Origin of the sequence: Microcoleus sp. K1-B1, assembly GCF_036704705.1 — a bacterium.
Lineage (GTDB): Bacteria > Cyanobacteriota > Cyanobacteriia > Cyanobacteriales > Microcoleaceae > Microcoleus.
The window spans coordinates 18,255-32,171 of the sequence record NZ_JAUBSH010000079.1; the positions used below are offsets into that span (position 1 = coordinate 18,255).

The 13,917-nt window shown below is 47.4% G+C and carries 6 protein-coding genes; 5 read left to right on the forward strand and 1 reads right to left on the reverse strand.

The annotated features are described in order from the left end of the window. Positions 1 to 261: 261 nt before the first annotated feature. On the reverse strand, positions 262 to 1,695 hold the full coding sequence (locus QUA83_RS23115; RefSeq protein ID WP_333296139.1) for an MFS transporter: 1,434 nt from the start codon (positions 1,693 to 1,695) through the stop codon (positions 262 to 264). 675 nt (positions 1,696 to 2,370) lie between these two features. Between QUA83_RS23115 and cbiD the strand changes: the two genes are divergently transcribed. From cbiD to QUA83_RS23140, 5 genes are all read left to right on the forward strand, one after another. Then, a complete protein-coding gene (gene cbiD, locus QUA83_RS23120) occupies positions 2,371 to 3,492 on the forward strand; it encodes a cobalt-precorrin-5B (C(1))-methyltransferase CbiD (RefSeq protein ID WP_333296141.1) in 1,122 nt (373 codons plus the stop codon). 332 nt (positions 3,493 to 3,824) lie between these two features. Then, positions 3,825 to 5,438 carry a glutamine-hydrolyzing GMP synthase gene (gene guaA, locus QUA83_RS23125; protein WP_445301801.1) on the forward strand — a complete coding sequence of 538 codons (1,614 nt, stop codon included), beginning with the start codon at positions 3,825 to 3,827 and terminating at the stop codon, positions 5,436 to 5,438. A 705-nt stretch (positions 5,439 to 6,143) separates the two neighbouring features. Further along, on the forward strand, positions 6,144 to 12,035 hold the full coding sequence (locus QUA83_RS23130) for a CHAT domain-containing protein (RefSeq protein WP_333296143.1): 5,892 nt from the start codon (positions 6,144 to 6,146) through the stop codon (positions 12,033 to 12,035). A 413-nt stretch (positions 12,036 to 12,448) separates the two neighbouring features. After that, positions 12,449 to 12,664, forward strand: coding sequence for a hypothetical protein (locus tag QUA83_RS23135; protein WP_333296145.1), 216 nt, complete (start codon positions 12,449 to 12,451; stop codon positions 12,662 to 12,664). Positions 12,665 to 12,819: 155 nt separating this feature from the next. After that, positions 12,820 to 13,716, forward strand: coding sequence for a pirin family protein (locus QUA83_RS23140; protein ID WP_333296147.1), 897 nt, complete (start codon positions 12,820 to 12,822; stop codon positions 13,714 to 13,716). Positions 13,717 to 13,917 lie beyond the last annotated feature (201 nt).

The following is a 13,917-nucleotide window of genomic DNA, read 5'->3' on the forward strand; positions in this document are numbered from 1 at the left end:
GCAATCCGACGCCCTAGCTAAGAAACCTTTAAACACATTTACGGTCTGCCAGGTCAGTTTTGAGAACAGCTATATCTGATCGATTTGTCCGTTGGCTGCAAGATAATAGTGACGTATTGGCCGAACACACAGCAGATTTGGACTAGGTTTTAGATTAAAATTTGTTGCAGCAACTCTCAGGTTTTCTGCGATCAGCTTGAAGTTTTTTACAATCTGTGGGCTTTTCTGGTTTCTTGATCGGTAAATTTGTACGAAAATTTCCTAGCCCCGGTTAAATTTGAAACGTCCAAAAGTGGGGACGATCGACCGCAGCGACTGGCTACGAGGTTCTCGCACCAAAACCAAAGGCAGCAAGCCTGCCAGCCGCACAGCAGCCGAGAGGGCAAACAGTGCTCCCAAACTCATGCCGGGAAGTTCGGCAAGAAAGCCGCCGGCGGTAGTTCCCAAAGCCCCAGCTAATCCCGAAACCGCTGCGGCGATCGCAAAATAAGTCGAAGGTTGCTCGATCGACGCTATCTCCATTTGAATATTGTTAGTACACAGCCCGATCGCGCCTAAAGTCGTTCCCGCCAGCAAGTGCAGCAGCGGCAGCCACACCCAAACCGCAAACGGGTAATTGCCCGTACCCAACCACAGCAAAGGCGTTAGGGCCACCACCAGCCCCACCGCAATTAGCAGCGGGCGATTTCCCCAGCGATCGGCCAACTTACCCCAAAACATCAGCAGCAGTAGATTTGCCCCGGAACTTAAGCTGGTGTAAATCGTTACCAAACTCACATCCAAGCTTAAATCTTTTAGCAAGTAAATATTAAAAAAAGGCGCGCTGAGATTAATAGCAAATGTCCACACACTGAAGTAAAGAATAAACATTAAAAAATTAGAATCTTTCAGCACAGAAGGCACAAAATCTGTTATTTGCTTTGCTTTTTTCTCTGTAAGTCGATCGCTCTGTGTATCTTTTTTGTATACCTGGGGATTCACATCAACCATGAAGCATTGACACCCCAAACTAATCATTCCCGCCAAAACACCCACCAATAAAACAATACCGTAGCCCAAAATTGGGCCGCCGTCCCAAGTTGAAACTCCCAATCCCATCAACGGCACTCCCAGCAAAGTTATGAGGCTGACAGCACTGTTGCGAAAGCCAAAATAGCGTCCCCGCAAGCGCTGAGGAACCACAGCAGCCATCCAACTGAACCAGCTAGAATTGGCAAAAGCTGCCAGCACGCTAGCTGCTACGACTGTTACCAGTGTCCATTGCAGCAGTTGGTCGAGGTCTGCGTGCTGGGAACCCCAAACAATTGCCACCGCGAGCACCAGCCACAGCAGCCGCGAAACGCCGAATACAAATAGGTTGTACCAGTGGCGACTGGTTGTCTGATCTGCGATGTAAGCTCCTAATGGTTGCAGGAGATTTACCACCATTGGAATAGCCGAGAATATACCTATTTCCACGCTGCTCGCGCCGAGTTGCAGCAAGAAATTGCTCAGTAGCACCCCGCTGGTCGCCGACTCGAAGACAGCGGCAAAAACGCCGTCTAGAGTTGAGGCTTTCAGGGTCGATCGAACGTCTTTTTTGGAAAATTTGAGAGCTATTTTTGGAGAGAGAACGAGCTGAAATATTTTCTGGTCTACTATTTCTGGAGTCTGAAGAGATAGAGGTTCATTTAACTCTGCAACTGGTTCAACCATAGTCAATCAATTTTAGATTCTAGATTTTAGATTTTAGATTGGAGAATTGAAGTAACAGGGTTAGATAAAACCAGCCCCACCTTCAAGAGGCTAGCTCGAAAGTAGGACTGGCACGTCCGGGTAATTCAGATAAATATAAATGAGTTGCAATCGCTAGGACATCAACCGGTTGGGAGATATAAATTTGCTAATTGTAAAAAAGTAGGTTTTAGGGCTTAACCAGGAAGCGAGCGCAGCATTTCGCCTACCAAAAATTTCTCGAATTCCGCCTCAAACAAGTTCCCCCAATGGCAAAAACAAATTTCGCGCGAGCTCACTCGGTTCTCAAATCTTTACGGCTAGCTAAATCTATAGAATGAAAGACGATCGACTTGCCGACTATAGCTCTCCCAGGGTTCGCGATCGAGATTCCGGGTTTTTTGTAAAAATCGCCCCCAGGTGCCGATAAAGCTTCGGAGTGGGTTATTGGCGATCCTCTATGAGGGCTTCGCTAACGCACCTCAACAAAAGTGTGGCTTGCTTCAAGGCAACTCACAGGACAAAATTATAGTTGACAAAAATTACGCGAACTGCAGATAATAGCAAACCCTAGAATTAAACTGAAACCTTTGAAAGATATCACTGCTAAGGTGTGATGTCGATTATCAGCAAATTTACGGATTTCTGCATTTGATCGTGACCAAAACTAAACCTTTATCCGGGTATACACTGCCAGTATTTGCGTGTGCAGCCGCACTTGCAGCTTTGCGGTGCTTGCGTGATGGTATTCAGTCTCTAGATAGCGTATCAGTAAATTTACTGGAACCGCAAATAACGGCAGAAATTCCGATCGAACAGGCGTCTGTACTCAAAACTGATACCGCTTTAGGAGTGACTCGCTCAGATCCGGGGGAAAATCTCGATCTGACTCGCAATACCCCCGTTTGGGCAATGGTGGAATTGGGGAATTGGGAAGAGGGAGAGCAGATTGTGATTCTCGGCGGTGAAGGTATAGGGCGTCACACAGTCGGTGGAGGGGCGGCAATCTATGATTACGCAATGCGGCTGCTGCGATCGAATCTGAGCCTAGAACTCTCACCCTCCGAAAAAATTACTGTCACCCTGATTCTGCCGTCTGGGCGCCAACTAGCCACCCGCACTTCTAACGAAGCTTTCGGCGTGGTAGAAGGACTTTCGCTGCTGGGTACAACTGGCATTTCTCAACCGCTGAGTGCCCCTGGACAGTTGGAAGTTTACCGCGAACAATTGCAACAAAAAGTGGAACTGTTTGACTGTTTGGTTTTCTGTATCGGCGAAAACGGCTTGGATTTGGCGCGACAACTGGGGATCAATCCTGAGAGGCTAGTCAAAACCGCTAACTGGCTTGGCCCGCTGCTGGTAGAAGCCGGATATCAGGGCGTGCAGTCAATTTTGCTGTTTGGCTATCACGGGAAACTGATGAAATTGGCGGCGGGAATTTTTCACACTCACCACCACCTCGCTGACGGGCGCAGGGAAATTCTCACAGCTTACTGTGCTAAAGCTGGAATGCCTGCCGATGCGTGTTCCGCAATTTTTGCCGCAGCGACAGCCGAAGAGGCTCTCGGGCAACTGCGGGCTTTGGACGCCGAGTTTGGGAGCAATTGGGTCGATCGAATTTACGGCGACATCGCCCGACAAATAGACTTGCGCTCATCGGATTGCATTTTTACTCACACTAACTTGCACATCCCCGTGGGATCGGTGATGTTCGGGCGCGATCGCAAAATTATTGTTAAAAGTGAAATAGGAGATACATTTTTGACGCAAATTTGTTAATGTAGTGTGAATACCCCTGAATTCTGTTTAAAACATCGGTCAGGGATAATATTTAACAAGTAATAATTCTCTGTCCCTAAACCTTAATTATACTAGGTTGCTTCGGGAAGTTATTTCTGAAGCAAGAATTCAATTAATTAGGGTAAGGATCGAAGTAAATCTATGGCCCTGTACCCGATTAATCGACTAACATCGCTGACGGCAATCTAGTATAAATAAGATTTATTCCTAGCGACAAATGGTTCCTGGCCTTCCTTAGAATTGTACTGAGACCGCGACAAATACGTCCGCTACTTTCTGCCCCATTAGCACTTAGCAATTACGCAATAACCGTGACTACTAAAATAGAAACTGAATCCGTTCTCACAAACTCTTTAATGCAGCAGATAGATCGCCAGATCATCGTGATTCTCGACTTCGGTTCGCAATATTCCGAACTAATTGCTCGTCGAATCCGCGAAACTCAAGTATATTCAGAAGTTATTTCTTACCGGACTACTGCAGAACAGTTAAAAGCTATCAATCCTAAAGGAATTATTCTTTCAGGAGGCCCAAGTTCTGTATACGATGAAAAAGCACCCCACTGCGACCCAGAAATTTGGAATTTGGGAATACCAGTGTTGGGAGTCTGCTACGGGATGCAGTTGATGGTAAAGCAGCTCGGAGGCACGGTTGAGCGATCGAAATTAGCGGAATACGGCAAGGCATCGCTATTTATTGACGATCCTACGGATTTGCTGACAAACGTCGAAGAGGGCAGCACGATGTGGATGAGCCACGGAGACTCGTGTACTGAACTGCCGCCTGGTTTCGAGATCCTCGCTCACACTGACAATACTCCGTGTGCTGCTGTTGCTCACCACGAGAAAAATTTGTACGGGGTTCAGTTTCACCCAGAAGTAGTTCACTCGATCGGGGGAATAGCTTTAATTCGCAATTTTGTTTACCACATTTGCGAGTGCGAACCGACTTGGACGACAGCTACTTTTGTGGAGGAATCGATTCGCGAAATTCGAGAGCAAGTTGGGGATAAACGAGTTTTGCTGGCTCTATCGGGCGGTGTAGATTCTTCTACTTTGGCTTTCTTGCTGCACAAGGCGATCGGCGACCAACTTACCTGTATGTTTATCGACCAAGGGTTTATGCGGAAGTATGAACCAGAACGGTTGGTAAAATTATTTAAAGAACAATTCCACATTGACGTTGAGTATGTTAATGCTCGCGAACGCTTTTTAGCTCAACTTGAAGGGATTACCGATCCTGAAGTAAAACGCAAGCGAATCGGTCACGAATTTATTAACGTATTTGAAGAAGAATCGAAGCGTCTGGGCCCCTTTGACTACCTCGCCCAAGGTACTCTTTATCCTGATGTGATTGAGTCGGCTGACACTAATGCAGACCCGAAAAGTGGCGAACGAGTTGCTGTTAAAATTAAAAGCCACCACAACGTCGGCGGTTTGCCGAAAGATTTGCGATTTAAGCTGATTGAACCGCTGCGAAAACTGTTTAAGGATGAGGTGCGAAAAGTCGGCCGGTCGATCGGGCTTCCCGAAGAAATCGTGAACCGACAGCCTTTCCCGGGCCCCGGATTGGCGATTCGGATTATAGGAGAAGTTACCGCAGAGAGACTAAATATTTTGCGGGATGCTGACTTCATTGTTCGCCAAGAAATTAATCGCCACGGATTGTACGGTGAACTTTGGCAAGCTTTTGCTGTTTTGCTACCGATTCGCAGTGTAGGGGTGATGGGCGATCAGCGCACTTATGCTTACCCCATCGTCTTGCGATTTATTAAGAGTGAAGACGGGATGACGGCTGATTGGGCGCGGGTTCCTTACGATTTGTTGGAACTGATATCGAACCGGATTGTGAATGAGGTTAAGGGGGTGAATCGAGTGGTTTACGATATTACTTCTAAGCCACCGGGAACGATCGAGTGGGAGTGATTTGTAGTTAGCGATTAAGTAGACGGACTAATTTTTTCGTCTGTCTACTTATTTTTATTTTGGATAAAAGGGCGATTTCCTCTGGGATAGCTACGCTTCACGGGCTTTAGGGGATGAGGGAGTGGGAAGGGTGATCGCTTTTATAGAAGCCATTTGACATTTTTTACTGTTTGAAGTAAAGTGACTGCAAAATTCGTATCCAGCAGTTATGCCATACTCTACCAGCCTCACAGACGAAGAGTGGATCATCCTCGAATGCTTGTTTTTTCCGGTTGTGACAAGGTAGGGGAAGATAACGGGGAAATGCTTGGATAGAGACGTGCAAAATCCTCGTCAGTAATTTTGAGAGAACTCTGCTTGATGCGAGTGCCAAGGTTAATCTTTGTTTTATTACAAGACTTCGGACAGTTTTTGATAACCAAGCGTAGAATATGGCTTTCAAGGCGATTCGGCAATCGAACTACGAAAGAAAAATCAAGGGTTTCAGACTAGGAACTAAAAACTCTCCAGACTATTGTTATTAGGCTGATGCTGATAAGGCTTGCAGCGACTTAGATATCAAATGGGTTCTATAAACGTTCGCCAGTTGAGCTACGATCGCACTTTTTAACGTGCTTAGCTTAAACTTACTCGTGTTTTTTGAGGAAAAAGTTTTATTATAATTTAAGCGCGCTCAGCAAACAATTTATTTTAGGGAGAAGTCTAATGATTATAACAAGCATAAGTCAAAGATATCGACAGCAACTGTTGACTTATACTTGGCTGGTATCTTTAGGTTTTTTACTGTTCTCACCTGCTGCTACAGGGCAGCCAATTACTCCGGCTCCCGATGGCACAGGAACTGCTGTTAATGCCTCCGGCAATCAATTTAACATCAACGGGGGACAGCGCTCACAAGACGGCACTAATCTCTTTCATAGCTTTCAGCAGTTTGGACTCACAGAGGGTCAAATTGTTAACTTTATGTCTGAGCCAAATATCCGCAATATTTTAGGGCGAGTTGTGGGTGGCGATGCTTCTTATATTAACGGTTTAATTCAAGTAATAGGCGGTAGTTCTAACTTATTTTTGATGAATCCGGCAGGGATTGTTTTTGGTTCCAACGCTCAACTGAACGTGCCTGGTTCATTCTTAGCAACAACAGCAACCGGAATCGGATTAGGCAACAATTGGTTTCAGGCAGTTGGCGTTAATGAATACGCTATGCTGATAGGAACGCCAAGCATTTTAAATTTTGGTACAGCTCAGCCAGGGGCGATCGCAAATTTCGGTCAACTGCGCGTACCTAACGGGCAAACGCTAGCTTTAATAGGCGGAACAGTTTTCAGCCCCGGTACTTTGTCAGCACCCTCCGGGCAAATTGCGATCGCATCGGTGCCCGGAGAAAACTTAGTCCGCATTTCTCAAGCAGGGCATCTGCTGAGTTTAGAAATTTCCCCCTCTTCTAATCTAAATTCTGCTTCTGTGCCGTTGAGTCCCCTCACCCTGTCCCAACTGCTGACAGGGGGTAGCAGCAACGCTACAGGCGTTACAGTTAACAGCGACGGCAGCGTACAGCTAACGAATTCAGACTTGCAAGTAAAAGCTGGCGATGTGGCGATCGCCGACACTCAGGCAACAGGTGCGAACCAAAATTTGGCAGTGTCTGCTCAAACGGCTACTGTGTCAGCCGCGCGTAACCTAACCCTAGTAAACAGGCAATTACAGACAACCGGTGACTTGAAATTGCAAGCGGGGGAATCTGTCCGCATTCGCGACAGCGCGACTAACTCTTTTGTTACTGATGTGGGTGGAAACCTAACCGTGCAGGGCGATCGTCAAATAGACATCCAGGCTCGCAATAACTCCCAAAGCTTACTGAGCGCTGGCGGCCGCATCACACTTACGAGTAACGGTACTGTATCCGGTGATGCCCTCTTCAGAGCTGGCAGCGATTTCTCAATAGGCACACTTCTAGGTAGCCCCGGCAACTTCGCAAGTTCAGGCGGTTCTACGATCGTCTCAGGCGGAAACGTCTCTTTTGGTAATTACGCAGGCGGTTCTCTGGGAGTGCAAGCAAAAGGCGCGATCGCAGTCGGCGATCTCGCTATCAGTTCCGCATCTAGCGATCGACCCCAGTTGGTTTTTACGGCTGGCAACCTACCCACTCCCCTCACTGCAAACAGCACTCCAGCATCCGCCAGTTCTTCACCTGCCAGCATTCAAGTTGGCAATATCGCGATCGCAGGTTCAGTTTTTTTAGGCGCTGCAAACAGCATTCAAGCAGCATCTATTACTTCAAATGGCGGAGATATTGCGCTGGTAGCGTCCGGGGACATCGCAGCGGAAAACCTGAATACTTCAACTTTAACAACGAGCAATGCCGGCAATATTACCCTCTACAGCGCGGGGGGAAGCATCAATACGAGCGCCAGCACCTTGAACGCTTCCTCGATAATCGGTAACGGTGGGTCAATTTTCCTATATGGGACAAACACGATCGCCGCCGGTGGAATTACAACCTCTAGCTTCTTTGGAAACGGAGGCAACGTCACCCTTTATGGAGAAGGCAATATCAGTGCAGGCAACATCGACACTGGCGGAATCCAGGCAGGCGAGATCAGCTTGCTGAGCAATCGAGGTGCGATCGACACCGGCGCCAGCACTCTGAACGCGAATGGTGGCAGCGGAGGGGGCAACATCTCTCTCAATGCTTACGGCAATATAGCAACGGGAAATATTGTCTCTAGCGGTGGCAACATTACCCTCATCAGTCCAGCAGGTGCGATCGGTGTCGGCGATCTCAACTCTGGCAGCGGCACTGCAGGTGGCGATGTCGGGCTTTTGGCATTTGGTAGCATTGCAGTCGGAAACATTGTCTCAAACGGTGGCAATATCGGCCTCAATAGTATCAGCGATAACAACAACAGCATCAGCGCTAGGAATTTTGATTCGAGTTCTAACAGAGGAGTGGGAGGCGCGATCGAACTCAAAACTGCTGTGGGTAATTATGAGGGTGACATTGTGACTGGTAATATAACCTCCGGTGGCGGTCGCATTTATGTGTTGAATCAGGGTTACTTTAACGCTGGCAATAGTACCCTAAATTCCAGCTATAGCGGTGGAGTTGGAGGCCAGATCGAAGTATACGGAGCGACTGCTGTAACTCTGGGAAATGTCATTTCTGGAGGTGGCTGGATCAAGTTATCTCCCCCAGGCGAGGTCAACGTCAGTGGGGTAATAAATTCTAGTTCCAGCACGGGGAAAGGTGGCGTAATCCAGATTGCAGGAACCGATGTTAGTGTCAGAGATATTATTTCCGGCGATAGCGTGATTGGTTTTCGGAATGAGCCACCTGGGGGAACCACGCTCAATATTGGCGCTTTAAATTCTACATCTTCCCAAGGGATGGGTGGCAATATAGAGGTGAAGGCGTTTAATTTAACTACTCTAGGCAACATAACTTCTGGGGGTAGCGCGATTCTCCTTCAAGGGGAATCCAGTTTTAGTGCCACCGGAGACAGAATAGATTCGAGCACGAGCGCAGGAGTTGGGGGTAATATTGTACTCCGCTCTTACACAGATATCACTGTAGCGGGTTCTATCCTCTCTGGAGGTGGCAACATCAGTTTGCTTAGCTCTGGTGGCAGTATTAATGCCAAAAACAGCTTCCTCACCTCTGTCGCTCCGATGGGTATACCAGATGGAAATATCACTTTGCAAGCCTTGGGCGCGATCGCTCCGGGTACTATCCTCAGCTATGAGGGTACGATTCGCCTCGCTACTAGCAGTAATGACCCCAACAGCATTGATACCAGTGGCAGCCGATTAATATCTCTGACCGATCCTACCCTTGTTTTGGGCAGTCCACGATTAGATCTTTGGCGAGGTCTCGGCTTTGGGAGTGGTGGGTTAGCTCCCACACTACCGCCAGAACCGCCAACAATTGCAGCACTCGCACCACCTGGGATTCAATTCCCTGCGATCGCACCTCTAGGCTTAGGTGTACCACAACCAGATAATTCTGATTCCTTTGGAGAGTCCCCTGGGTTAACTCCCACGCTGCCGCCAGAAATGGGCGTGCTAGAACCATTAGAATTTCCTTCCCCTGGGTTAACTCCCACGCTGCCGCCAGAAAGGGGCGTGCCACAACCATTAGGTCTCCCAACCACCACACCACTCGTACCAACGCTTGCAAACTCAGATGCAATACCAACTGCGGCAGCCACTGTACCTGTATCAGTGCAAGTCTCTAATACACAGCGAGGAAATCCTAATACCCTTGCCGCTCAACAATTGAGCCAGCTTAATGGGGATCGAAATCGCGAACCGCAAAACTTAGCAAGCCTGACACCTAGTGCTGCTCAATGCTTAACTGAGGAACAATTACTGGGGCAGCAAGCAGGATTGCCTCTCCAGACTGCGCCAAAAGACTACAGCAAAGCGATCGCCTGCTACCAGCAGAATTTAGAGCTGGCGAGACTTGGACGCGATCGCGCTAGGGAAGGCTACGCCCTCAACAATCTAGGCGCGACTTACTACGCGATCGGAGATTATGAAAAAGCAATTTCTTACCACCAGCAGCACTTAGCACAAGCTGAATCCAGGGCCGATTTATTGGGAAAGGGACAAGCTTTTATTGGTTTGGGAGCTGCTTACGGCGCGATTGGCAATTATAAAAAAGCGATCGAATACTATCAGCAAAGTTTGGAAGTAGCGCATTCCCTAAAATCGCCTGATTTAGAGGCGAGTGTTCTCAGAAATTTGGGATTAGTTTACTATGCCCAAAAAGAGTATAAAAAGGCAGTTGAATATCAAGAGCAAAGTTTAGCGATCGCTAAACAGCAGCGCGATCGCCGAGGCGAAGCTCTTGCTTTGAGCAATTTGGGATTAGTACACTATTCCCTAACCGATTATGCCAAAGCAATTGACGAGCATAAACAAAGTTTAGCGATCGCCTCAGCACTGGGCGATCGCTTCGTTCAAGGTCGTGCTCTAGAGAATTTAGGAATTGCTTACTATGCTCTCAAAAATTATCCTCAAGCGGTTGAGTCTCACCAACAAAGTTTAGTCATTGCCAGAGAACTGAGCGATCGCCACGCCCAAGGCCGCGCACTCACAAATTTAGGTGACGCTTTATACAAAGCAAAGCAACCAGCAGAAGCTATCAAAGCATTATTTTCAGCCATTGAAATTTGGGAATCTCTGCGGTCAAATTTAGGAAATAACGACCTCAATTTAGTTTCAATTTTTGAAACCCAAGAAACAAGTTATAGTACGTTGCAAGAAGTGCTGGCTAATCAAAATCAGCATGATAAAGCGCTAGAAATAACAGAGCGCGGACGGGCGCAAGCTTTTGTTAGATTATTGACCAACCGTGTTTATTCCCAGTCAGCCCTGGCTACCCTAAAGTCATCGGAAAGTCAAATAAAACCGATCAATATCCAGGAAATTCAGCAAATTGCTAAACAACAAAATTCCACTTTAGTTTCTTACTCGATTATCAAAGAAGTTGTAGAATCTGATGGTCAAAGAAAGCTGCAAGATTCAGAACTTTATATCTGGGTAATACAGCCGACCGAAAAAATTGACTTTCGTCGCATCGCTTTGAAAGGTTTGGTTGAGGAAAAAACTTCATTAAAAGCCTTGATTACTGAAGGTCGTTGCTTCATTCCCAGTTGCCTGGAAAACAAGCAGCGATCCCAACCAGGTACAAATCCCACCCGAACCAGGCCAATTGTCGAGGAACGATTTTTAGACCCCTCTTTGCAAGAGCTTTATCAACTACTGATCGAACCAATTGCTGACCTTCTACCTCAAGATCCAGCGTCGCGAATTACCTTTATTCCTCATGAATCTTTGTTCTTAGTTCCCTTTGCCGCGTTGCAAGATTCTTCGGGAAACTACTTGATTGAAAAACATACTATTTTAACAGCACCTTCAATTCAAGTGCTGTCTTTAACAAATAAACAGCAACAGCTTGCTTCAGGAAAAGGTGCGCTAGTCGTTGGGAATCCTACCATGCCAAGTGTTGCCTTTACGACGAACCAACCTCCTCAAAAACTGTCATCACTCCCACACTCTGAAGCCGAAGCGATCGCGATCGCTCAGCTTTTGAATGCTGAACCGCTTACAGGCGACAAAGCGACAAAAGTAGCAGTTTTACAGCAAATAGAGCGATCGCGCATCGTGCATTTAGCAACTCACGGCATCCTGGATGACGTGGAGGGATTGGGGGTACCTGGAGTCATCGCACTTGCCCCAAGCAAGGATGACAGTGGTTTACTCACTGCTAGCGAAATTTTCAATTTGAGGTTGAATGCCGAACTCGTCGTTTTGAGTGCTTGCAATACGGGTCGCGGTCGTATTACAGGTGATGGCATCATTGGTTTATCGCGATCGTTTATTGCAGCAGGCGTTCCGAGTGTTGTAGTTTCTCTGTGGTCAGTATCTGACGAATCAACAGCCGACTTGATGGCGGAATTTTATCGGCAGATGCAGCTAACGCCTGATATTGCCCAAGCGCTGCGGAAGGCCATGCTGGTGACATTGGTCAAACATCCTAATCCTGTAGATTGGGCGGCTTTTACCCTCATTGGCGAAGCAGAGAAACGTTAACCCGGAAAAGCTGATTTCCTGTCGTCAAGAGACCTAATACCTGCTCTTGGGTACTTAGTGTGCCCAATTATCATTTTTCTGGTGTCTTACACCCCACGTCGGGCCCTTTGATATCAATTCCGGTTAGATCGGAATGTTTAAACCACAGAGAACGCAGAGGATACAGAGGAAGGGAAGAGAGATGGATAATTCCGATGAAGGGCAGATTTGATAAACTCTCACACTCAAAGGGTCAAATTTGGGTTGTAGGTGTGCCACCGCTGCATTGGTTTCAATGTTGTGACTTCCATCACTGGTCACACGGACTTGGTTCACCGAATATTTTCAGTATTATCACGCAAAAAAACCAGCACCATCACTTGCTCTTAGGAGAAACCACGAGATGATTAAGGTGTCGAGTTCAAAACAATCCCATGTCTCCAGTTAATCTTCTCCCCGGCGCTATCAACGAATTAATTGCCACTGTCACCGATACTCACTGCGTTACCAAAGCTGACCGCTACGGCATGATGGCTGCCATCCTCGATGAGTCAATCAGTGAAGAAGAACGCGGCTCACTCGATCGTCTAATTCGCTCTCTGGTCAAAGGTAGGATTCAAGTCAGTGAGGAACTCTCCATCGTCTCGTAAGCAGAAAGCTCGTTGAGAACTCGACACTCTACAACGGCTTTCGATGGGGAAAGTTTAGGCCAGTCACTGATATTGCGATCACTGCCTACCAGGATAGCTTTTTGTATAATGCACTTTTGACATAGACGATTAGCGTTCCCAACTTTATAAATATTATGACGGATACCATCCAGCATCTCATTGAGCCACACATTCAAGATTTGGGTGGATTCCAAGCCCGCCGCCTGCTTCCCTCCGAGGTTTTAGCGCTGGTAGGCCCGTTCATCTTTTTTGACCATCTGGGCCCTGCAGTGTTTCCACCTGGCAGGGGCGTGGATGTCAGACCGCATCCGCACATCAACTTAGCAACCGTCACCTACTTGTTTGAGGGTGTTTTGCTGCATCGTGATAGTGTAGGCAGCGTTCAAGAAATCCGTCCTGGTGCCGTGAACTGGATGACGGCAGGGCGAGGCATTGTCCACTCGGAACGCACGCCTGATGACGATCGCAGCAAAGAAGCCATCCTGCATGGCATCCAAACCTGGATAGCCCTTCCCGATGAATACGAAGAAACCGACCCCTGGTTTCGGCATCATCCGGCTTCTGAGCTGCCTGTTTGGGAGGATGCAGGAGTTTCGTTCACCCTAATTGCCGGTGAGGCCTATGGTCGTACTTCCCCAGTTCAAATATTTTCACCCATGATTTATCTGGACGTGCAACTGACTGCTGGAAGAGAATTTACCTTACCGGGCCATTACAGCGAACAGGCGGTTTACAGCGTAACAGAGGGGCTTGTTATCGATGGAGTGCCTCTGGAACAACATCGGTTGGCAGTTCTCACTTCCGGCACTGAAGTAAACATTTCTGCTTCAGGCAAGGCTCGTTGTATTGTGATTGGCGGTGAACCTGTTGGTGAGCGGCATAAGTGGTGGAATTTTGTTTCGAGTCGGCACTCGCGCATTGAGCAAGCCAAACTCGATTGGAGAGAGGGACGCTTTGCTCAGGTTCCTCAAGAGACAGAGTTTATTCCGCTGCCAGAAGAGCCACCTTCTCAAGCAGAGCAACCGTTGTAAATAACCGCAGCGATTTAAATTAAAAAACTGTTTTTTGATTCATAATTCGTCTTTTTCACCTGACGGGGTTGTCACCCCGTCAGATTGGTGGATTGACAGCGGGGACCAATCATAGATTTTTTTAGTATCCGCTCAATAAATAGGGGTAACAGCAAAAAAGAAGGTTCACAAATACGAAGAGCATGATAGAATATAAAGCAT

What these genes read in the sequence shown, in the direction of transcription:
- QUA83_RS23115 (WP_333296139.1), bottom strand. Translation starts at nt 1,695, where the DNA reads ATGGTTGAACCAGTTGCAGAGTTAAATGAACCTCTATCTCTTCAGACT.
- QUA83_RS23130 (WP_333296143.1), top strand. Translation starts at nt 6,144, where the DNA reads ATGATTATAACAAGCATAAGTCAAAGATATCGACAGCAACTGTTGACT.
- QUA83_RS23135 (WP_333296145.1), top strand. Translation starts at nt 12,449, where the DNA reads ATGTCTCCAGTTAATCTTCTCCCCGGCGCTATCAACGAATTAATTGCC.
- QUA83_RS23140 (WP_333296147.1), top strand. Translation starts at nt 12,820, where the DNA reads ATGACGGATACCATCCAGCATCTCATTGAGCCACACATTCAAGATTTG.